Below are 19,414 nucleotides of genomic sequence, written 5' to 3'. Positions count from 1 at the left end.
GCTAGAGTCCCGCGACCAGATTGATCAGGGTCGCCAGGATGATCGTGCCGAAGAGGTACGAGAGGAGCGCGTGGCGCAGCGCCGCCATGCGTATCGCGTGTGTCTGCAGGGTCGTGTCCGACACCTGGAACGTCATCCCGAGGGTGAACGCGAGGTAAGCGAAGTCCCCGTAGTTCGGCGCTTGGGCCTGGTTGAAATCCACGCCCCCATCGGGTCCGCGGTAGTACATGGACGCGTACCGCAGGGTGAAGAGAGTGTGGATCAGCGCCCACGACAGGGCCACGCTCATGACCGCGAGCATCGCAATGGTGATCCGCTCCGAGGCCCGCGCCTCGATCAGCAGTGACACGGGTGCACCGAGACTGGCGAGGCTGGCGATCACCACGAGCAGGTCGGAAATCGCGCGCCCCGGGTCCTCGCGTGTCGCGTGGCTGGCCGTCGTCGACGCATCCATCCGCCACACCGTGAACCAGACCCAGAGAAGGTAAGTGACGCAGGCGGACGCCCACCCCACGATGACGGCCGGTACCCATTCGCCGCGCATTCCCGTGATGAGGCCCGCTGCGATGCCGACGAGGAGCATGGCCGCGAAACGCGTCGTCGAGTGGTGGATCTTGACGGGTCCGGGGAGACCCCCGGGTCCGTTTCGGAGTTCACTCATGAGGCGATCCTACGGTTCCGTCGTCGCCGCACGCGGCGGTGACGGCCGAGATCAGCCCGCGGTCGCCGACGATGCGGAAGTGGCCGGACGCGGCCAGGGCGACGTTCGTGGCCCCGGGCAGGCTGCAGCCGTCAGGGATGTGTGGATCGAACGCCCCGTAGACGGACGTGATCCGGGCGTTTACGAACTGCTCATCGACGAGCAGGCGCACCATCGGGTCGGTCGGCGACAGTGCGCGCAGGCTGGGGAGCACGGTGTATTTCGCCAGCGACGACCCGGAGAACGGCGTCGCGATCGCGACCATCCGGTCGATCCGATCCCGGCTTCCGGCGGACATCATCAGATACTTGCCGATCAGGCCGCCCTTGCTGTGGGCGACGAGAATCACCCCGTGCAGGTCTTCCCTGGCGAGGTACTCCCCGGCGATCCGTGCGGCGTCCGCAACCGGCCGCCGGTTGCGCCCCAGTGCCTGGATCGCGTGCACGGGGTGGCCGCCCTCGTGCAGCGCGTCCGCCACCGGGCGCAGGAACTGCCACGCCTCATAGATGCCGGGAAGCAGCACGATCGGGGCGGAATCGCCGGAGCGGTACCGTGCGAGGGTGGCCCGCGACCGGCCGGCATCCAGCTGCCGGATGCCGATGTAGGCGTAGTCGAGCGCCCAGAACGCCGCCTTGGCCAGGATGTTCACTGCTCCGGCTCCGACGCGGTTCCGGGAACCCCGATCCGCGCGTGCGAGACGATGGCCGCCGCCACCGCCTGGGGGGCCGCATACTGTACGACATGGGAGGCGCCCGGCACGTCGAGCCTGCTCGCGCCGGGAATCGCGGCGACCAGCCGAGCCGCCCAGTCCGCGGGCGTGACCGGGTCCTGCGAGCCGCGAATGACGAGCGTGGGCGCCGTCAGGAGGCGAACGCGCTCCTCCAACCGGTACGACAGCATCGCCGGCAGCGCAGAGAAATACCGTCGAGGTCCGCAGCGCAGATAATCCACGGCAACGATCCAGTTCGCCGACGGCGGCTCGGTGAATACGTCCCGGACCAGGCGCAGGGCCTGCCCCAACCCCGTGGGCGCCGCCGGGTCGACGACGGGCGCGATGAGCACGAGGCTGGAGGAGAGCGATGGATCCTGCAGCGTGGCCTCAGCGACCACCTGCGTTCCCATTGAATGTCCGACGAGCACGGGATCAATGATGCCCCAGGCCTCCGCGAAGGCCCGCAGCAGCGCGGCGAAGTCGGGAATGTCCAGGGGGGCGGACGGTGACGGCGACGCTCCGAACCCCGGCAGATCGACCGCATACACGATGCCGTGCGGCGCGAGCCTCCGGGACAGCCTGGCGAAGTACCGCGACGATGCCCCGATGCCGTGCACGAGCACGAACGCGCGGCCCTGACCATCCGGCAGCATGCGACCGTACTGCCGCACGAGCATGGTCAGCTCCCCGTGGTCGAACCGGCGAAGAATGAAGTCGATCATTCCGCCGAGCCTAGAGCTCCGCCGGGCCGGATGTCAGCCTGGATGGGTATCGTAAGGACATACTTCGCTCGCCACCATTTCCGAAAGAGACCGCCCAGGATGCCTGATAGCCCGGCCGCGGCCACACCGTACGAGATTCTCGGGGTCAGCCCCACCGCCAGCCAGGACGAACTGCGGCGGGCGTATCGCCGGCTGCTGCGACACACCCACCCCGATGTGGGCGGCAGCGCGGAACGATTCCATGCCGTGCAGATCGCCTGGGAACGGGTCGGTAATCCGCAGAGCCGGGCCGACTACGACCGACACCGGTATTCGGAGGGCGAGCCGTCGCCTGCCTCTTCGTTCTACGCCGCACCGGCCGCGCAGAGCCGCCCGTCACAGACCGGCGGCGTGCGCGCGCGGATGTACGGACACCCCGGCGGGCAGTCCAGGCAGCTTTTCCTCTCCCTCATTCGCGAATGGGCAGGGCGGGGAACGACCGTGGACGACCCGTACGACCCGGGATTGGTCCGAACGGCCCCCCGGGAGATCCGGCACCGGCTGGCCAAGGCCATCGCCGAGGAAGCCACCGCGCAGCTCGTCTCCGGCCTCGGCATCGGCTTCACGGCCTGGCACGACGTCGACCCGGGGGACCAGGGGCTAAAGCTCGACCACGTCGTCCTGGGCCCGGCCGGCCTGTTCGCCATCCTGTCGGAGGACTGGGGCGCACCGGTGCAGCTCAGGCGCGGCGAGCTCATCGGCGACGCCATCGCGCCGGGGGAATCCCCGATCCAGGACCTCGAGGTCGGAGCCCGCACGCTGGCGCGCTCCCTCAAGGTGAAGTTCACGGCCCTCGTCATCGTGGTGCCCGATGGCGGCATCGCCGAACCGCTGGCCGTGCCGAGGCGCGGCCGGCGCCCGAGCGTGGTCACGGTTCCCCGGTCACGTCTGGTCGGCCTCCTGCGTGAGGGGCTTCCCGGGATGGAGCGGGGGAGCTTCGAGAAGGTCTTCGAGCTGCGGAGCCGACTTCAGAACGGCATCCGCTTCGTCGAGGACTGACCGGCGGATCAGCCCGCCCGGAGCCCGAGTTTGTCGACCCAGTAGTCGAGGAAACTGGCGCCGGCCTCGTCATGGATCTGCTCGCCCATGACGATGACGGGGTAGGGCCGGTCGGGGATACCGTCGGCCGGCCGCACGTCCACATGCGAGACGTCGTACCCGGCGGCATGCAGGTGATCCGCCATCAGGTAGTCGCTGCGGGAGTCGCCGACCGAACGCCACAGGTGGGGGAGCGGACCGCCCTCGGCGAAGAATGCGAGCGCTCGCTCGGCGGCGTTGTCCTTGTCCAGGAGCACCGACTCGATATCCGTCGAGATGATCGTCGGGTCGATTCGGAAGGGAATCTGCCCCGAGGCGTCCGGTGCCTCGCGGTCTCCGAGCCGAACCCCCACCCCGCGCGAGGCGAGCAGCGCGAACGCCGCCTCGTTGAACGAATCCTGGGCGGCCAGGTACGCCGCGTGGGCGACATCCGTGCGCTGCTCCACCGAGACCATGGCCTGTTTGGTCTCATCGAAGAACATGGTGTCGGCGTATGAATCGGCAACGAGCCGCCGCAGTGCGGCGACGGCGGCCTCGGGCAGTGCGACGCTAGCGTCCACCACGACCTCGCCCATCCCGGCCGCAGAAATGGGGAACCACACGGCGCCCTTCTCACAGACGCCGTACATCCGGAATTCGTTCGGCAGGCCGGCTCCGACCAGCGGCGTGACGACCTCGTCGCGGATGAAGGCGGCCGAACGCCCGGTGATGAAGGCGATCGGGACATTGGCGCCGGCCAGCAGAATCAGGTCGGTCAGGATGCTCGGAGTCGCGATCGACCGGGTGACCGGGCTCGCGATCGGACCATCGACGTCAAGCAGGAGCCCCAGCGGGGAAACGGTGTCTCGCATGCCTCATTGTCCCACCCAGGCGCGGGACGATCCGTCAGTTCGGGATGACCGACACGCTCCCGTTCGTGGTCTCCGCAACGATCCTGTGCTCGGAATCGCGGTCACCCGGCACGGAGTTCGTGTTGGTCGACCCGTTGGTCGTCCGGGCCGTAATGGAGTAGCGCACGCCGCGCACAGGAACCCGTACCGTGACCGATCCGTTGGTGCTTCTCGCGACGACCTCGTCGGGCGGCTCGAGGAAGCCCAGGTCGACGCTGGCGTTCGTTGTGCCTGCGCTGACCTCCGCCGAGGTCGCCTCCCGCACGCGAATGGCCCCGTTGGTGCTGCGCAGGTCGATCCTGGATTCCGTGCCGGTCGCTTCGATGCGCCCGTTCGTCGTGTGCAGGCTGAGTTCGCCGGTGAGCCCGGATGTCGTGATCGCGCCGTTCTCGCCCGCCGCGGTCAGCGGCAGCGAGGCCGGCAGCGTCACGGTGACCTCGAGCTGACAGAAGTTGAACCATTGGCGCGGGCAGCCGCCGCCGATGGTGGTCACCCCGCCGGACGTGCTCGCCTCCAGGGTGGGAGCCGCGCCCAGGTAGGTGCCGCGCATCGTGACGTGAACGTCATCGTCGTCGCTGGCACCCAGGATCAGCGCGGCATTCGGAATCTCCACGGAGACGCTCCGGCCGGCGGCGAGGTCTTCCGCCTGGTCGACCGGCCCCCCACGGAAGTTCAACGCGAACAGCAGGCCGACGATGGTCGCCACCGCCACCAGCGACAGGCCGACGATCAGGATGACCGTGTTGGCGGTGGGACCCGAGCCCTTCCCTGCGGAAGGCTGCCCGGCGACTGGCTCGCTCATCTGGACCCTCTCGCCTCACCCTCTCATCTCAACGGTCCGGTGTCTTGACGTCCATGGGGCGCGGCGCCGACCGGATGCGCTCCGGCCCGGGGGGTGTGTCCTGCCGGTCAGAGTACCCGCCTCGGAGCTGTTCCGTCAGGGCCCGTGCGCTGGCCGGCCGGCGCGAGCGCCGAGCCTGCCGCCCGCTCCGGGTGGTCGGCGACGAGCGCAGCGTCTATCGTTGAGTCAGATGATTACGAGACGCGAAGCGGCCCTCCGGCTGGATATCCCGCTGGAAATGGCGCACCGGCACGGCATTCCCGCTCGGCTCTCCGAGGCGGAGCTCGCCGAGATGGAGGCGAACCCGCCGGCCTGGCTCGCCCAGTCGCGGGCGAACCGAACCGGGAAGAAGCCGGTCTGGGTCGAGTTGCGCTGCGACGTCTGCGGGTTCACGGAGGCCGCCCGGCCGAAGAAGTGGTGGCCGGACTTCAGCTATGTCAGTTGCGACGACCACGGCTACGACGAGTTGCCCGCACCGGCGGCGGGCCTCAGGCGGCGCGAGTACGACGGCGTCGGCAGCCGCTTCGTCGGAATCCTCGACGAGGCCCCGGCTCAAGGGTGAGCCGCCCGCGCCTCACCGTCCGCGCGATACCCGGAGTGAAGGAATATCCTGAAACATGATGTCCTCCGTTGATGCGTTGAAGTCTGCACCCCCTCGTTCGCTGACCGACGAGGAGGTCCGCGAAATCCGCCGTGACTTCCCCATCCTCGGGCAGCTGGTCAACGGCAGGCCCCTCACCTACCTCGACTCGGGTGCCACCTCGCAGAACCCGGCCAGCGTGCTGGATGCCGAGCGGGAGTTCTACGAGCAGCACAATTCCGCCGTGCACCGTGGCGCCCACACGCTCGCGTTCAGGGCGACCGAAGCCTTCGAGGCGGCGAGGGCGACCGTTGCCGACTTCATCGGGGCGCAGCCCGACGAGGTCGTGTGGACCTCGAACGCCACGGAGGCCATCAACCTCGTCGCCTACTCGTTCTCGAACGCATCCCTCGGGCTCGGGGGAGAGGCGGCCGCACGCTTCCGGTTAGGTGCCGGCGACGAGATCGTCGTCACCGAGATGGAGCACCACGCGAACCTCATCCCGTGGCAGCAGCTGGCGCTGCGCACGGGTGCGACGCTGCGGTTCATCCCGGTCACGGATGACGGCACCCTCGACCTCGACGCCGCCGCGACCATCATCGGGGCCCGCACGCGCCTGCTCGCCTTCACCCATGCCTCCAACGTGGTGGGCGTCGTCAACCCGGTCGCCGATCTGGTGGCCCTCGCCCGTTCGGTCGGGGCCCTCGTTCTCATCGACGCCTGCCAGTCGGTGCCGCACCTGCCCGTGGACGTCGCCGCACTCGATGTGGACTTCGCGGTGTTCTCCGGTCACAAGATGCTCGGTCCCACCGGCATCGGCGTCCTGTTCGGCCGTGCCGAGCTGCTGGCCGACATGCCCCCGTTCCTCACCGGCGGATCGATGATCACCACCGTCGACATGCGGGGAGCCGAGTTCCTTGCGCCGCCCCAGCGCTTCGAGGCCGGCACGCAACGCGTCTCGCAGGCGATCGCGCTGGCCGCCGCGGTCGACTACCTCTCCGCCGTCGGGATGAGCCGGATCGAGGCCAGGGAGGCGGAACTCGGGCAGCGGCTCCTGGCCGGGCTCACCGATATCCCGGGTGTGCGGGTGCTCGGACCCGCGGTCGGGGTCGAGCGCATCGGCCTGGCCAGCATTGACGTCGCCGGCGTGCACGCGCACGATGTCGGCCAGTTCCTCGACGAAGCCGGCATCGCGGTCCGCATCGGCCACCACTGCGCCCAGCCCCTGCACCGGCGCCTGGGCGTGACGGCGTCGACCAGGGCCAGCACCTACCTGTACACGACCACCGATGAGGTGGACCACTTCCTGGCCACCCTGCGCGAGGTCGCCCCCTTCTTTGGAGTGAGCCGATGACGTCCAGCGACCTGCAGCAGCTCTACCAGCAGATCATCCTCGACCATGCGAAGGCCAGGCACGGTTTCTCCGCCGAACCGTTCGCCGACCTCGTCGCGCGCGAGGCCGACGGCCCCAGCACCGCCGAGTCCCACCAGGTCAACACGACCTGCGGCGACGAGGTGACCGTCCGCGTGACGGTCGGCGCGGCCTCCGCCGGCGACGCTCGGCCGGGGACCGAGCGGATTGAGGACCTCGCCTGGCGCGGTGAGGGGTGCTCCATTTCGATGGCATCCGCTTCCGTGCTGAGCGACACCGTCCGAGGTCTCCCGGCCGGCGAGGCCACCGCGCTGCTTGGCGCGTTCCGGGACATGCTGCGGTCGCGCGGCACCACCGCGCCCGACGAGGAGCAGCTCGGGGATGCCGCCGCCTTCGCCGGGGTCTCCCGCTACCCGGCCCGGGTCAAGTGCGCCATGCTCGCGTGGGTGGCGTTCGAAGAGGCGCTGGCGCGCGCGGCGGCCCGCTAGGCTCCGCCCGTTCAGAGGCCGCCCGTTCAGAGGCCGCCCGGCGTCGACCCGGCGCGCGCGGCCGGTTCGGCCAGGTCGTCGTGGTGTATCCGGTCGCCCAGCCGGCCGAGCGGCTCACCGCCGCCGCCCCAGTGCCGGGCGATGATCTCGGCAGCGATGGACACGGCGGTCTCTTCGGGGGTGCGTGAGCCCAGGTCGAGTCCGATCGGGCTGTGCAGGCGCGCCAGGTCGGACTCTCCGACCCCGGCCTCGCGCAAGCGCCTCAGCCGGTCGTCGTGGGTGCGCCTGGATCCCATCGCCCCGATGTAGGCGACCTGCGGGGCGCCCAGGGCCACCTGGAGCAGGGGCACGTCGAATTTTGGATCGTGGGTGAGCACGCAGATCACGGCCCGTTCGTCGACCAGCCCGGCGGCGAGTTGCTCCGCCAGGTACCGGTGCGGCCACGCCACGATCACCTCGTCTGCGTCCGGGAACCTGGCCGGTGTCGCGAATAGGGCCCGAGCGTCGCAGACGGTGACCCGGTAGCCGAGGAACGCGGCCAGCCGGGTGAGCGCGGCGGCGAAGTCGATGGCCCCGAAGACGAACATCCGCGGGCGGGGCGCGAAACTGTTGACGAAGACCCGCATCCCCTCTCCCCGCCGTTCCCCGTCCGGCCCGTAGATCAGGACGCTGTTCCGGCCGGCGGCCAGCAACCCCTGGGCGTCCTCGCTGATGGCGCGGTCGGCTCGCTCAGAACCGACACTGCCGTCGAACCCGTGCGGCCGGACCACGAGATGGCGCCCGGTCCAGCCGCCGTCAAGGTGGTCGATGACGGTCGCGACGCCGACCGGCCGGGAGTTCTCGATGTCATCCCGAACCGCGTCCAGCTCTTCGAACGTCTTCCGGGAGACCGGTTCGACGAATACGTCCAGGATGCCGCCGCAGGTCAGTCCGACCGAGAAGGCGTCGTCGTCGCTGATCCCGTAGCGCACGAGCACGGGTGTGCCGTCGGCGACGACCTGGCCGGCCAGCTCGTAGACCGCACCCTCGACGCACCCGCCGGAGACGGAGCCGACGACGTCGCCGTCGGGCGTGACGAGCATGGACGCCCCCGCCGGCCGCGGCGCGGACTCGAACGTTCGCACGACCGTGGCGAGGCCGGCCGTTCCGCCCTTCCTCCACCCGGCGACGAGGGGACCGAGAACCTCACGCATCCGAGTCGCACCCGGGGAGCGCGATCATCATCGCCCGGACTTTCGCGACCCGTGTCGGCCGATCCGGTAGGCGATGAAGGCGACCGCGGCGAGCAGGCCGAGGAGCTTCGGCGGGCTGCTGAGCTGGTCGGTGATCATGCCCTTGGCGAAGGCGAACGCGTCCAGGCTCGTGTCCGGCGCCGGTGCAGCCTTCGGTCGCGCCGGGCCGCCGGGGGCCGCACCGGCGGCTGCGGGACGCTCTTCGGTCGCCGGTGTCGACGCGCCTGCGGCGGGTGCCCCACCCACCGGCGCCGCAATCATGGCCTGAAGGTTCTCGGCGAACAGGGCCATCATCTGGTCCGTGACGCTTCCGATGACGCCCCTGCCCATCGCGGCGACCTTGCCGGACAGGGCAATGTCCCCGGTGACGGTGCCGCGCGTGGTGTCTCCGTCCTGGACGAGCACGAGGCTCCCGGTTCCCTGGGCGGTTCCCTGGCCGCGGGCCTCCTGCGCCTTCCCTTCGAACACGGCACGGTGGTTTGCGACGTCGCGCTCGAGCACGTTCAGCAGGCCCTTGTACTGCATGGACACGGGTCCCAGCTTGACCTTCATGCCGACCTGGTACGCGTCCTCGGACAGCTTGTTCAGGATCTGAGCCCCCGGCACACAGCCGGCGACCCGTTCAAAGTCCATGATTGTCGCCCATACCTCGTCGATCGGTGCGACGACGGAAAAAGTGCTCTCTAGTTCCATGATGGTGTCCTCTTCTTGTCAGGTGTTGTCGCTGGTCGTGTGTTGCCGTCTGCCCGGCATCGCCGGGCGGTCGTTCCGGATCGCCGCGGCCACCTCGGCCAGGGCCGCGAAGCTGTGCCCGCTGACGAAGGAGTCGATGTACGGCATCGCGGCGGCCATGCCGCCCGCCAGCGGCTGGTAGCCGGCGGCCACCTTCCGCGGGTTGACCCAGACGATGCGGTGGGCGAGGCGCCGGAGGCGGGCCATCTGGGCGCCGACCTGCTCCGGGGCATCCTGTGCCCAGCCGTCGGAGATGACCACGACGACCGCGCCCCGCGCGAGGCCGCGGCGGCCGTGCTCGTCGATGAACCGGCGGATGCTTTCCGCGAGGCGGGTGCCGCCCGCCCAGTCCGAGGCACTCCCGGCGGCGCGCGCGAGCGCCTGGTCCGGGTCGCGGGTGGCCAGCTGCCGGGTGAGCCTGGTCAGCCGGGTGGAGAAGACGAACGCCTCCGCCTGCGCGCCGGCGACCGATCCCTGCAGCAGGGACAGGAAGACCCTCGTGTACGGCTCCATCGAGCCGGACACGTCGCACAGCAGGACCAGCCGGCGGAGGCGCGGGCGGCGGCGTGAGTAGACGAGCCGGATGGAGTCGCCCCCGGAACGTTCGGCGGCGCGCACGGTGCGTCGAAGGTCCAGGCGCTCGGTGGCCCGCGCCGACCGACGCGTGCGCCGACTGCGGCGTTCGGGCGTGGACAACACGATCCGGCGCACGAGCTGTCGGATCTGGGCGATCTCGTCTTGGGAGAGATCGGCGAAGGATGTCTCGTGCAGGCGTTCCTCGGCGGAGGCCACCAGCAGCAGGGCCTCCCGTTCCGGACCCGACTGGTCGGCCTGGCCCTCCGGCCCGGGCAGCGCCGCGGACGGCCGCGGGCTCACGTCCGTCTCCGCGGCGCCGGTCGGCCGGTTGTCGGGTGCCGTCGGGCGGGTCCGCGGCTCTGAGCCGATCGCCGGGGGAGCGTTGGTGTCACCGCGGCTGTCGGCCGGGTCGAGGAAGCCGCCGAACACGGCGTCGAACACCGCGTCGAACACGGGCACCTGTTCACTCGAGGAGACGAGCACGACCCTGCTGGTCCAGTAGAGGCGCTCCCGGGCATCCGGGGGCACGAGCCGGAACGCGTCGGCGAGCCGCGCCGCGCGGTCGGGGGAGGTGGGCAGTCCGGCCCGGCGGAGCGCCGTCATGAAACCCACTGCCAGCGCGGCCGCCTCCACGCTCGTCGGGGTGATCGAGCGCCCGGGCTCAGCCATGGTCGCCTCCGACGACCCAGGCCGACCCGCGGCTGCCGGCGAGGTCGAGGTCGTCGCGGTTCTTGAGGACTGATCCCCAGGTCTGGTCGACGGTGCGGGCGTCGAGCCGGTCCACGCCGAGCACGGTGAGCGCGGACACCCAGTCGATGGCCTCGGCTATGCCGGGGGGTTTGACCATGTCCAGGGTGCGCAGCCGGGTGATGGCCGACGCGGCGTCGATCGCGATCCGCTCGGCGCTCCGCGGCACTCGGCGACGAACGATCTCGGCGATCCGTTCGGGGCCGGGGTAGTCGATCCAGTGGTACAGGCAACGGCGGGTGAGGGCGTCGTGCAGGTCCCGGGTGCGGTTGGAGGTGAGGATGACGATGGGCGGATGGGAGGCCTGCACCGTGCCGAGTTCGGGGATCGTGACCGCGGCCTCGGCCAGAAGCTCGAAGGTGAACGCCTCGAACTCGGCGTCGGCGCGGTCGATCTCGTCGAGCAGCAGGACGGCAGGGCGCGGCCCGGGGTGCTCGATCGCCTGCAGCAGGGGGCGGCGCAGCAGGTAGTTCGATCCGAACAGGTCGGTTTCGTCGATGTCGACGTTCCGGGCCTCGGCCAGCCGGATCCCCAGCAGCTGGCGGGGGTAGTTCCATTCGTAGAGCGCCTCGCCCGCGTCGATGCCCTCGTAGCATTGCAGGCGGTACAGAGGAGTGTCCAGCACTCGGGCCAGGGCCTTGGCCGCCTCCGTCTTTCCCACGCCCGGCTCGCCCTCGAGCAGGATGGGCTGCGGCAACCGCACCGCGAGGAACAGCGCGGTCGCGAGGCCGACGTCGGCCAGGTAGTCCTCGGCGTTCAGGGAATCCAGCAGGGTGGCGACGTCGGGCACCAGACGCTGCATCGCCTCATCCACGCCCGGGCGCGCCGGGCGACTCATCCGAGCTCCTGCACGTCGGCGAGCGCACGCTCGTAGTCGGCTTCGGTGTCGATGTCCAGGGGAATCGGTCCGCGTATCCGGACTTCGGTGACATCGTCCGCACGCTGCTCGAGGAGCTTCCAGATCGCCTTGTCCCCGTGCAGGGCGGCGAGGCCCGGCAGGATGGTGCGGTCGAAGGCGAACGGATGCCCGATGCCGTCGTCGTAGCGGCAGACCGCGATGGGGGACCGGCCGCGTCCCTCCAGCAGGTGCCGCACCGTCTCCGGGCGCACCTCCGGCTGATCCCCGAGCAGCAGCACCAGAACGCCGGTGTCGGGGTGCAGGGCCGGAATGGCCGCGGCGATCGAGGAGGAGCATCCGGCCGGGTAGTCGGGGTTGTCGACGAGATCGCAGCCCCGGGTGTCAACCGTGTGCCGGACGGCGTCGCCCGCCCCGCCGAGGGCCAGCACGATCTGGTCGAGACCGCTCGCCCGTGCCGTGGCGAGGACGGCGTCGAGGATGACCCCGCCGCGGTAGGGGAGCAGCTGCTTCGGCCGGCCGAACCGGAGCGACGCCCCGGCGGCCAGGACGAGTCCGGCGGTGCGGACATCAGGGGGCGACGGCATACGCCTCCGGATCGGCCAGGAATGCCCTGCGACAGCCCTCCGAGCAGAAGTAGACCGTGTCGCCGGCGTAGTCGGCGTGCAGGCTCGCCTCCACCGCGACCACGGTCATCCCGCAGACGGGGTCGATCGCCGCACTGACCGCGACCGAGGGTGCGGTCTCCGGCGGCCGGTCCTGGGCGCGTTCGGAAATCAGCTGGGCGAGGATCGAGAGCGCGATCTCGCCCGGCGTGCGGGCACCGAGACGCAGACCGGCCGGGCTGTACACCCGGGAACGCTGCTCCTCGTCGACGTCGAGGGAGGCGAGCACGGCGGCGCCGCGGGTCGCGCTGGCCACGAGTGCCACATAGGGGACGCCGGCGCGGAGGGCAGCCGTCAGGGCGGGTTCTTCGTCCCGGCCGTGCGAGGCGACGATGAGGGCCGCGTCGTCGGGGCGCGGTTCCGCCGAACCCCCGTCTGCGAGCTCCATGTGCAGGCCCACCCCGGCCCCCAGCTGGGCCAGGGCCGCAGCGACGGGTGTCGATCCGACCACCAGCACCCGGGGCGCCGGGATCCATGGCTCGAGGAAGATCTCGATCGCGCCCCCGCTCAGGCACGGGTTGGAGACTTCGACCGCGCCTTCCTCTCGCAGCCGTGACGGCTCGCCGGGAACGACCCGCAGGAGGATCGGCTCCTGGGTGGACAGGGTCATCAGGCCGTACTCCCGCACCGACGCCTCCACGCAGTTGCCTCCGACAAACCCGTCGATCTGCCCACTCGCATGGATCAGGGCGGTATCGCCGGCGTGCGCGCTGGTCGGATGCTGGGCTCGCACCACCGTGGCGCGAACAAACGGCTCCCGGCGACCGGCGAGCTCCTGCGCCCTCTCCGTGAGGGTTGCCCCCAGCGCCGCCATGTTAGATCGGGGGCCGAGGACGGCCCTGCATGGCGGCCCAGACGCGGGCCGGGGTGCACGGCATGTCCATGTGCTGGATTCCGAAGGGCGCCAGCGCATCCACGACGGCGTTGACGATCGCGGGCGGAGAACCCACGGTGGCCGACTCGCCGATGCCCTTCGCGCCGATCGGGTGGTGCGGCGAGGGTGTCACGGTGAATCCCGTCTCCCAGTTCGGCACCTCCAGGGCCGTGGGGATGAGGTAGTCCATGAACGTCCCGCCGAGGTTGTTGCCCTCCGCGTCGAACTCGATGAACTGCATCAGCGCCATGCCCACGCCGTCGGTCAGACCGCCGTGCACCTGCCCTTCGATGATCATCGGGTTGATCCGCGTGCCGCAGTCGTCGACGGCGATGAAGCGCCGCACCTTGACGTGGCCGGTTCCCGGGTCGACGTCGACGACGCAGATGTACGCGCCGAACGGGAAGGTGAGGTTGGGCGGGTCGTAGGTGACCTCGGCGTCGAGGTTGCCGTCGATGCCCTCCGGCAGGGCGACGGTGCCGTGGGCGCCCATGGAGATTTCGGCGATGGTCTTCCCGGCGCTCGGGTCGCCCTTGACGAACCAGCGGCCCTTCTCCCACTCGAGGTCCTCCGGCCGGGTCTCGAGCATCGCGGCGGCGATGAACTTCGCCTTCTCCCTGACCTTGCGGGCGACGAGGGCAACGGCGGCGCCGCTGACCGGTGTGGACCGGCTGCCATAGGTGCCCAGGCCGAACGGCGTCTGGTCGGTGTCGCCGTGCACGACGTCGATGTCTTCCGGCGGAATGCCGAGCTCCTCAGCCACGATCTGGGCGAACGTCGTCTCATGGCCCTGGCCCTGGCTCTGCACGGAGATCCTGACGACGGCTTTGCCCGTAGGATGCACCCGCAGCTCGGCCCCGTCGTTCATTCCGAGGCCGACGATGTCCATGTGCTTGCGCGGTCCGGCGCCGACCGTCTCGGTGAAGAAGGAGATGCCGATGCCCATCAGCTCGCCGCGCGCACGCTTCTCCTTCTGCTCTCGCCTGAGTTCGTCGTAGCCCGCCATGTCCATCGACTTGCGGAGCGCCGTCGCGTAATCGCCGGAGTCGTACTCCCAGCCCGTCTTGTTCTTGTACGGGAATTGCTCGGGCTTGATCAGATTCTTCAGCCGGAGTTCCGCGGGGTCCATCTCCAGCTTCCGGGCGAGGATGTCGACCATCCGTTCGACCAGGTACACCGCTTCGGTGACCCGGAAGGAACAGGCGTAGGCCACGCCGCCGGGCGCCTTGTTCGTGTACACGCCGGTCACCTTGCAGTGCGCGGCCTGCAGGTCGTAGCTGCCGGTGAAGATGTGGAAGAAGCCGGCCGGGTACTTTGTCGGCTGTGCCGTCGCGTTGAAGGCCCCGTGGTCGGCGAGCACGTTCGTTCGCAGCGCGAGGATCTTGCCGTCTTTCGTGGCCGCGATCTCGCCCTGCATGATGTAATCGCGGGCGAAGGATGTCGACATCAGGTTCTCCGACCGGTCCTCCATCCACTTGACCGGTTTGCCCGTCACGATCGACCCGACCACGGCGAGGATGTACCCCGGATAGATGCCGACCTTGTTGCCGAACCCCCCGCCGATGTCGGGTGAGACGATCCGGATCTTGTGCTCCGGGATCCCGGCCACGATCGCGAACAGGGTTCGGTGGGCGTGCGGAGCCTGCGAGGTTTCGTAGAGGGTCAGCGTGCCGTCGATCGGCTCGTAGTCCGCGACGGCACCGCAGGTTTCCATCGGCGCCGGGTGCACGCGCGGGTAGACCATCTCCTGCGACACGACGACGTCTGCCGATGCGAAGACGGCGTCGCACTCTGCCTTGTCGCCCGCCTCCCAGTCGAAGATGTGGTTGTCGGTCCGACCCTCGATCTCGTCGCGGATGACGGGCGCGCCGGGGTCGAGCGCCTTGCGGACATCCACGACCGGCGGCAGCACGTCGTAGTCGACCTCGATCAGTTCGAGCGCGTCGCGGGCTGAGTAGCGGTCGTCGGCGACGACGAAGGCGACCTCCTGGCCCTGGAAACGTACCTTGTCGGTGACGAGCACGGCCTGCACATCGGCGGAGAGGGTGGGCGCCCAGGCGAGCTTCAGCCCCAGCAGGTCCTGGCCGGTGATGACCGCCTTGACGCCGGGGTGGGCGAGAGCCTTGCTCGTGTCGATCGAGACCAGGCGGGCGTGCGCCACGGGGGCGCGCAGGATCGCGCCGTGCAGCATGCCGGGCAGCACGATGTCGTCGACGTAGTTGCCCTTGCCGCGGACGAACCGGGGGTCTTCCTTGCGCTGGAGACGGCCGTACCCGATCGGGCGGTCGGCGTCGCCGGCCGCCGGGTTGGCGGGGTGCTCTTCGATGATGGTCATGCGGTCACCTCTTCTCCGGTGGTCTCCTGCGCTGCGGGGTGTTCGGCGGCCCACTTCACTGAGCGCACGATGGTGGCGTATCCGGTGCACCGGCACATCTGGCCCGAGATCGCCTCGCGGATCTCGCCGTCGTCGGGGTGCGGATTCCGGTCGAGCAGGGCCCGGGCGGTGAGCATCATGCCCGGTGTGCAGAAACCGCACTGCAGGCCGTGTTCCTCCATGAACCCCTGCTGCACCGGGTCAAGCTTTGCCCCGGTGGCGAGGCCCTCGACGGTGGTGATCGCGTGCCCGTCGGCCATCGCCGCGAGCACGGTGCAGGATTTCACCGGCAGACCGTCCATCAGCACGACGCAGGTGCCGCAATTGCTGGTGTCGCAGCCCCAGTGTGTGCCGGTCAGACGCAGGACGTCGCGAATGAAGTGTACGAGCAGCACCCTCGGTTCGATCTCGCGGGTGATGTCTTCGCCGTTCACCGTCATGCTGATCTGCATGGGTTCAGCCTTCCTGGGTTGTCGTGTGCCGGACTTCGAGGGCGCGCGCGCAGGCGTGCCGCAGCACCCGTCGCGTGAGTTCGTCTGCGAGGTGCCGCTTGTAGTCGACCGGGCCGCGCTGGTCGGCGATCGGGTCGGATGCCGCGGCCGCAATCCGACCGGCCTCGATGAACAGACCCTCGGTCGGCTTCTTGCCGTGCAGCACGGCTTCGGCCTCCGTGATGGTCCGGTCGATACCGGCCGCCGTGAGCCCGATGGCGACGTCGTCGATCGTGCCGTCCTCAGCGAGTGAGACAGCGGCGCCGGCCGCAACGACGGCCCAGTCGCCGACCCGGCGTTCGACCTTTTCGTAGGCGCTTCCGGAGCGCGGGAGGATCGGAAAGCGAACCTCGACGAGGATCTCGTTCTGGGCGACGGCCGTCTCGTACGGCCCCCGGTGGAACTCGCTCATCGAGACCGTGCGCTCCCCGCCCGGGCCGCGGATGACCGCCTCGGCGCGCAGGACCACGCAGCAGGTAGACAGGTCCTCGGCCGGATCGGCCTGGCACAGCGAACCTCCGATGGTGCCGCGGTTGCGCACGATGGGATCCGCGATCACCCGCTCGGCGTCAGTGATGATCGGGAAAAGGCGGGCGATCTCGGGGGACTCCAGCAGCGTCGTGTGCCGGGTCATCGCCCCGACGCGCAGATAGTCGCCCTCGCGCAGGATGAAGTCGAGCTCGTACAGGTCGTTGATGTCGATGAGCCATTCGGGCCGAGCCAGCCGGAGTTTCATCATCGGCAACAGGCTGTGTCCGCCGGCGACCACCCGTGAGTCGGGATGGCGCTCCAGAAGCGCCAGGGCGTCGTTGACGGTGGTGGCGCGGGCGTAATCGAATGGGGCCGGAATCTGCACAAGGCTCTCCTCTTCGCGATGTGCCCCACCCACTGCACACGAAAGAGGGCACCGATGTGTCACACATACTGCTCCGGCGGCACCGGGGTGTCAAGAGCATCGGCGTGAGCGAACGGCAGCCACAACGGGCATAGAAAAAGGGCCGGATCTCTCGATCCGGCCCCTCTGAACTGTCTCAACCAGTTCCCGTTGATTGCCCGCACTTCTCAGTGTTGTCAATCTCCGTGCCCGAGGGGGGACTTGAACCCCCACGCCCTTACGGGCACTAGCACCTCAAGCTAGCGCGTCTGCCATTTCCGCCACCCGGGCAGGTGTTTCGGCAGCTGATTCGCATCGACTGCCGAGGAATAACTTAGCACGGATTCCCACCCCTCCTGATTCACCCGGCACCCATCGGATGCCGGTAGCGTGAGGGCCATGGCACCCTCAGTTGATAGCACCGTGGCCGACAACCGACTGGATCTGACGGCGGAGATCGCACGCGATCTCATCCGTCTCGACACCACGAACTACGGGGAGGGGCGCTCGAACGGCGAGACGGATGCCGCCGAATACGTCGAAGCCCGGCTGCTGGGCCTCGGGCTGGAACCGCAGGTGTTCGATTCGGCGCCCGGCCGCACGAGCGTCGTGGCCAGGGTCAAGGGCCGCGACAGCAGCAAGGGGGCCCTGGTGGTGCACGGCCACCTCGACGTGGTCCCGGCCGATCCGGCGAACTGGAGCGTGGATCCGTTCGGGGGCGTGATCAAGGACGGACTTCTCTGGGGACGCGGCGCCGTCGACATGAAGAACATGGACGCCATGATACTGGCGTCGCTCCAGGACATCCTCGGCGCCGGCAAGGAACCCGCCCGGGACCTCGTCGTCGCGTTCTTCGCCGACGAGGAGGCCGGGGGAGTGTTCGGCTCGCACTACCTGGTCGACACGCACCCGGAACTCTTCGCCGGCGCCACCGAGGCGATCAGCGAGGTCGGCGGCTACTCAATCACCCTCGGCGGCAAGCGGGCCTACCTGCTGCAGACGGGCGAGAAGGCCCTGATCTGGATCAAACTGGTCGCGCGAGGCCAGGCCGCGCACGGCTCGCGCCTCATCCATGACAACGCGATCACCCGCCTGGCCGAGGCCGTGGCGAAGGTCGGCCGGCGCGAATGGCCGATCCGGCTCACGAACACGACCACCCAGCTCCTCGGGGAACTCGCCCGCATCCTCGACGTCGACCCACAACGGGTCGGCCCGGACGAACTGGCCCTCGCCACGGGAACCGCCTCCGGGTTCATCCAGGCGAGCCTGCGCACCACGACGAACCCCACGCTGCTGCGGGCCGGCTACAAGCACAACGTGATCCCCGACCTGGCCGAGGCCTTCATCGACATCCGCTCGCTGCCCGGCGAAGAGGATGCGGTGCTCGCAGAGGTGGCCGAGCTGGTCGGCCCCGACATCGAGATCGTCATCATCCACCGGGACATCGGCCTCGAAACCGAGTTCAGCGGACCCCTCGTCGACGCGGTCGTCGCCACGCTGGGACAGCACGACCCCGGGGCACCCGTCCTGCCGTACCTTTTGTCCGGGGGGACCGACAACAAGGCGCTGAGCAAACTCGGAATCAAGGGTTACGGGTTCGCCCCGCTGAAGCTGCCGCCGGAGCTGGACTTCCCGGCGATGTTCCACGGGGTTGACGAACGGGTGCCGCTGGACGCATTAGTGTTTGGCAGGCGGGTTCTGACCGACCTGCTGTCGACCTACTAGCACCGGAGCACCAGCCACGTGGACTTCCTCAACGCCGTCATCCTGGGACTCGTCCAGGGTCTCACCGAGTTCCTCCCGGTGTCATCCAGCGCCCACATCCGCATCGTCGGCGAGTTCCTGGGCACCGGCGCCGACCCGGGCGCACGCTTCACGGCGATCACCCAGATCGGCACCGAGGCCGCTGTCGTGCTGTTCTTCTGGCGCGACATCGTGCGCATCATCGGGCAGTGGGGCCGGTCGCTCGTCGGAAAGGTGCCGCGCAGCGACCCGGACGCCCGCATGGGCTGGCTGATCATCCTCGGTTCGCTGCCGATCATCGTGCTCGGGCTGCTCTTCCAGGACCAGATCGAGACCTCGCTGCGGAACCTGTGGATCACCGCCACCGTGCTGATCGTCTTCGGCATCCTGCTCGGCATCGCCGACTATGTGGGCGCGAAGAAACGGCGCCTGAACGACCTCACCGTCGGCCACGGCGTGGTCTACGGATTCGCGCAGGCGCTGGCCCTCATCCCCGGCGTGTCGCGCTCCGGCGGCACGATCACCGCCGGGCTCTTCATGGGTTACGAGCGCGCTGCAGCCGCTCGCTACGCCTTCCTGCTGGCCATCCCGGCCGTTCTCGGCAGCGGCTTCTACCAGATGTACAAGTCGGTCGCGAAGCCGTGCGTCGAGTCCGCCGGCAACTGCACGCCGGAACTCTTCGGCCCGCTGGAGACCCTGGTCGCCACCGTCGTCGCATTCGGCGTGGCACTGGCCGTCATCGCCTTCTTCATGAACTACATCTCCAGGCACAGCTTCCTGCCGTTCGTGATCTACCGCATCCTGCTCGGCTCCGCTCTGTTCGTGCTGCTGGCCACGAACACGATCAGCGCCTAGTTAGGCTGGGAAC

20 protein-coding genes and 1 tRNA gene are annotated in these 19,414 nt (G+C 69.4%); 6 read left to right on the top strand and 15 right to left on the bottom strand.

All coding sequences use genetic code 11. The features are described from left to right. Window position 1 precedes the first annotated feature (1 nt). Genes BLQ39_RS03975 through BLQ39_RS03965 form a run of 3 tightly spaced genes read right to left on the bottom strand, consistent with a single transcriptional unit; the run spans window position 2 to window position 2,134 of the window. Window positions 2–661, bottom strand: coding sequence for a DUF1345 domain-containing protein (locus BLQ39_RS03975; protein ID WP_092321932.1), 660 nt, complete (start codon window positions 659–661; stop codon window positions 2–4). Then, window positions 654–1,349 carry an esterase/lipase family protein gene (locus BLQ39_RS03970; protein ID WP_092321931.1) on the bottom strand — a complete coding sequence of 232 codons (696 nt, stop codon included), beginning with the start codon at window positions 1,347–1,349 and terminating at the stop codon, window positions 654–656. The genes BLQ39_RS03975 and BLQ39_RS03970 overlap by 8 nt, the downstream gene beginning before the upstream one ends. Further along, window positions 1,346–2,134, bottom strand: a complete 789-nt coding sequence (locus BLQ39_RS03965) for an alpha/beta fold hydrolase (RefSeq protein ID WP_092321929.1) — start codon at window positions 2,132–2,134, stop codon at window positions 1,346–1,348. The genes BLQ39_RS03970 and BLQ39_RS03965 overlap by 4 nt, the downstream gene beginning before the upstream one ends. 99 nt (window positions 2,135–2,233) lie before the next feature. On the opposite strand from BLQ39_RS03965, the gene BLQ39_RS03960 reads away from it, so the two are divergent. Beyond that, window positions 2,234–3,172, top strand: a complete 939-nt coding sequence (locus BLQ39_RS03960; protein WP_092321928.1) for a J domain-containing protein — start codon at window positions 2,234–2,236, stop codon at window positions 3,170–3,172. Window positions 3,173–3,180: 8 nt separating this feature from the next. Here the strand turns inward: BLQ39_RS03960 and BLQ39_RS03955 are convergent, their stop codons facing one another. Both BLQ39_RS03955 and BLQ39_RS03950 read right to left on the bottom strand, forming a co-directional pair. Further along, window positions 3,181–4,062, bottom strand: a complete 882-nt coding sequence (locus BLQ39_RS03955) for a hypothetical protein (RefSeq protein WP_092321926.1) — start codon at window positions 4,060–4,062, stop codon at window positions 3,181–3,183. 34 nt (window positions 4,063–4,096) lie between these two features. After that, window positions 4,097–4,903, bottom strand: a complete 807-nt coding sequence (locus BLQ39_RS03950) for a DUF4097 family beta strand repeat-containing protein (protein WP_092321925.1) — start codon at window positions 4,901–4,903, stop codon at window positions 4,097–4,099. 229 nt (window positions 4,904–5,132) lie between these two features. Here BLQ39_RS03950 and BLQ39_RS03945 point away from each other — a divergent pair, with 229 nt between their 5' ends. From BLQ39_RS03945 to sufU, 3 genes are read left to right on the top strand one after another with little or no spacing between them, the layout of a single operon-like run. Next, on the top strand, window positions 5,133–5,504 hold the full coding sequence (locus tag BLQ39_RS03945; RefSeq protein WP_092321923.1) for a hypothetical protein: 372 nt from the start codon (window positions 5,133–5,135) through the stop codon (window positions 5,502–5,504). Window positions 5,505–5,559: 55 nt separating this feature from the next. Then, window positions 5,560–6,876 carry a cysteine desulfurase gene (locus BLQ39_RS03940; protein WP_422386363.1) on the top strand — a complete coding sequence of 439 codons (1,317 nt, stop codon included), beginning with the start codon at window positions 5,560–5,562 and terminating at the stop codon, window positions 6,874–6,876. Further along, window positions 6,873–7,382: a Fe-S cluster assembly sulfur transfer protein SufU gene (sufU, locus tag BLQ39_RS03935; RefSeq protein ID WP_092321922.1), complete on the top strand. Its 510-nt coding sequence runs from the start codon at window positions 6,873–6,875 to the stop codon at window positions 7,380–7,382. Before BLQ39_RS03940 ends, sufU begins: the two co-directional genes overlap by 4 nt. 26 nt (window positions 7,383–7,408) lie before the next feature. Here sufU and BLQ39_RS03930 read toward each other — a convergent pair whose 3' ends face one another. The 10 genes from BLQ39_RS03930 to BLQ39_RS03885 all read right to left on the bottom strand — a co-directional run bounded on the left by BLQ39_RS03930 (window position 7,409) and on the right by BLQ39_RS03885 (window position 17,094). Further along, window positions 7,409–8,575, bottom strand: coding sequence for an XdhC family protein (locus tag BLQ39_RS03930; RefSeq protein WP_092321920.1), 1,167 nt, complete (start codon window positions 8,573–8,575; stop codon window positions 7,409–7,411). 27 nt (window positions 8,576–8,602) lie between these two features. Beyond that, a complete protein-coding gene (locus BLQ39_RS03925; RefSeq protein WP_092321919.1) occupies window positions 8,603–9,307 on the bottom strand; it encodes an SRPBCC family protein in 705 nt (234 codons plus the stop codon). Between the two features lie 18 nt (window positions 9,308–9,325). Next, complete coding sequence (locus tag BLQ39_RS03920; RefSeq protein ID WP_092321917.1) at window positions 9,326–10,591, bottom strand: vWA domain-containing protein; 1,266 nt, start codon at window positions 10,589–10,591, stop codon at window positions 9,326–9,328. Continuing rightward, window positions 10,584–11,507 carry an AAA family ATPase gene (locus tag BLQ39_RS03915; protein ID WP_092321915.1) on the bottom strand — a complete coding sequence of 308 codons (924 nt, stop codon included), beginning with the start codon at window positions 11,505–11,507 and terminating at the stop codon, window positions 10,584–10,586. The genes BLQ39_RS03920 and BLQ39_RS03915 overlap by 8 nt, the downstream gene beginning before the upstream one ends. After that, window positions 11,504–12,112: a nucleotidyltransferase family protein gene (locus tag BLQ39_RS03910; RefSeq protein WP_092321913.1), complete on the bottom strand. Its 609-nt coding sequence runs from the start codon at window positions 12,110–12,112 to the stop codon at window positions 11,504–11,506. Before BLQ39_RS03910 ends, BLQ39_RS03915 begins: the two co-directional genes overlap by 4 nt. Then, the gene (locus BLQ39_RS03905) at window positions 12,096–13,004 is read right to left on the bottom strand and encodes an XdhC family protein (protein WP_092321911.1); all 909 of its coding nucleotides are present in this window, start codon (window positions 13,002–13,004) and stop codon (window positions 12,096–12,098) included. Before BLQ39_RS03905 ends, BLQ39_RS03910 begins: the two co-directional genes overlap by 17 nt. A gap of 1 nt (window position 13,005) precedes the next feature. Then, on the bottom strand, window positions 13,006–15,399 hold the full coding sequence (locus tag BLQ39_RS03900) for an aerobic carbon-monoxide dehydrogenase large subunit (RefSeq protein ID WP_092321909.1): 2,394 nt from the start codon (window positions 15,397–15,399) through the stop codon (window positions 13,006–13,008). Continuing rightward, entirely contained in the window at window positions 15,396–15,890 is a 495-nt protein-coding gene (locus BLQ39_RS03895) for a (2Fe-2S)-binding protein (protein WP_092321907.1), read from the bottom strand. The genes BLQ39_RS03900 and BLQ39_RS03895 overlap by 4 nt, the downstream gene beginning before the upstream one ends. 4 nt (window positions 15,891–15,894) lie before the next feature. After that, window positions 15,895–16,785 carry an FAD binding domain-containing protein gene (locus BLQ39_RS03890; RefSeq protein WP_092321905.1) on the bottom strand — a complete coding sequence of 297 codons (891 nt, stop codon included), beginning with the start codon at window positions 16,783–16,785 and terminating at the stop codon, window positions 15,895–15,897. A 225-nt stretch (window positions 16,786–17,010) separates the two neighbouring features. Beyond that, a tRNA-Leu gene (locus BLQ39_RS03885) sits at window positions 17,011–17,094 on the bottom strand. Window positions 17,095–17,202: 108 nt separating this feature from the next. On the opposite strand from BLQ39_RS03885, the gene BLQ39_RS03880 reads away from it, so the two are divergent. After that, entirely contained in the window at window positions 17,203–18,528 is a 1,326-nt protein-coding gene (locus BLQ39_RS03880) for a M20/M25/M40 family metallo-hydrolase (protein WP_092321903.1), read from the top strand. Window positions 18,529–18,546: 18 nt separating this feature from the next. Then, window positions 18,547–19,401 carry an undecaprenyl-diphosphate phosphatase gene (locus BLQ39_RS03875; protein WP_092321901.1) on the top strand — a complete coding sequence of 285 codons (855 nt, stop codon included), beginning with the start codon at window positions 18,547–18,549 and terminating at the stop codon, window positions 19,399–19,401. Window positions 19,402–19,414: the final 13 nt, after the last annotated feature.

The organism is Cryobacterium psychrotolerans (genome assembly GCF_900101115.1).
Classification (GTDB): domain Bacteria; phylum Actinomycetota; class Actinomycetes; order Actinomycetales; family Microbacteriaceae; genus Cryobacterium; species Cryobacterium psychrotolerans.
This window is presented reverse-complemented; position numbering and strand designations above follow the sequence as displayed.

Excerpts from the sequence above, each read along its gene's own strand:
- BLQ39_RS03920 (WP_092321917.1), bottom strand. The coding sequence starts at position 10,591 with ATGGCTGAGCCCGGGCGCTCGATCACCCCGACGAGCGTGGAGGCGGCC.
- BLQ39_RS03900 (WP_092321909.1), bottom strand. The coding sequence starts at position 15,399 with ATGACCATCATCGAAGAGCACCCCGCCAACCCGGCGGCCGGCGACGCC.
- BLQ39_RS03910 (WP_092321913.1), bottom strand. The coding sequence starts at position 12,112 with ATGCCGTCGCCCCCTGATGTCCGCACCGCCGGACTCGTCCTGGCCGCC.
- BLQ39_RS03880 (WP_092321903.1), top strand. The coding sequence starts at position 17,203 with ATGGCACCCTCAGTTGATAGCACCGTGGCCGACAACCGACTGGATCTG.
- BLQ39_RS03930 (WP_092321920.1), bottom strand. The coding sequence starts at position 8,575 with ATGCGTGAGGTTCTCGGTCCCCTCGTCGCCGGGTGGAGGAAGGGCGGA.
- BLQ39_RS03950 (WP_092321925.1), bottom strand. The coding sequence starts at position 4,903 with ATGAGCGAGCCAGTCGCCGGGCAGCCTTCCGCAGGGAAGGGCTCGGGT.
- BLQ39_RS03965 (WP_092321929.1), bottom strand. The coding sequence starts at position 2,134 with ATGATCGACTTCATTCTTCGCCGGTTCGACCACGGGGAGCTGACCATG.
- BLQ39_RS03915 (WP_092321915.1), bottom strand. The coding sequence starts at position 11,507 with ATGAGTCGCCCGGCGCGCCCGGGCGTGGATGAGGCGATGCAGCGTCTG.
- BLQ39_RS03905 (WP_092321911.1), bottom strand. The coding sequence starts at position 13,004 with ATGGCGGCGCTGGGGGCAACCCTCACGGAGAGGGCGCAGGAGCTCGCC.
- BLQ39_RS03960 (WP_092321928.1), top strand. The coding sequence starts at position 2,234 with ATGCCTGATAGCCCGGCCGCGGCCACACCGTACGAGATTCTCGGGGTC.
- BLQ39_RS03940 (WP_422386363.1), top strand. The coding sequence starts at position 5,560 with ATGATGTCCTCCGTTGATGCGTTGAAGTCTGCACCCCCTCGTTCGCTG.
- sufU (WP_092321922.1), top strand. The coding sequence starts at position 6,873 with ATGACGTCCAGCGACCTGCAGCAGCTCTACCAGCAGATCATCCTCGAC.
- BLQ39_RS03925 (WP_092321919.1), bottom strand. The coding sequence starts at position 9,307 with ATGGAACTAGAGAGCACTTTTTCCGTCGTCGCACCGATCGACGAGGTA.
- BLQ39_RS03945 (WP_092321923.1), top strand. The coding sequence starts at position 5,133 with ATGATTACGAGACGCGAAGCGGCCCTCCGGCTGGATATCCCGCTGGAA.
- BLQ39_RS03975 (WP_092321932.1), bottom strand. The coding sequence starts at position 661 with ATGAGTGAACTCCGAAACGGACCCGGGGGTCTCCCCGGACCCGTCAAG.
- BLQ39_RS03895 (WP_092321907.1), bottom strand. The coding sequence starts at position 15,890 with ATGCAGATCAGCATGACGGTGAACGGCGAAGACATCACCCGCGAGATC.
- BLQ39_RS03955 (WP_092321926.1), bottom strand. The coding sequence starts at position 4,062 with ATGCGAGACACCGTTTCCCCGCTGGGGCTCCTGCTTGACGTCGATGGT.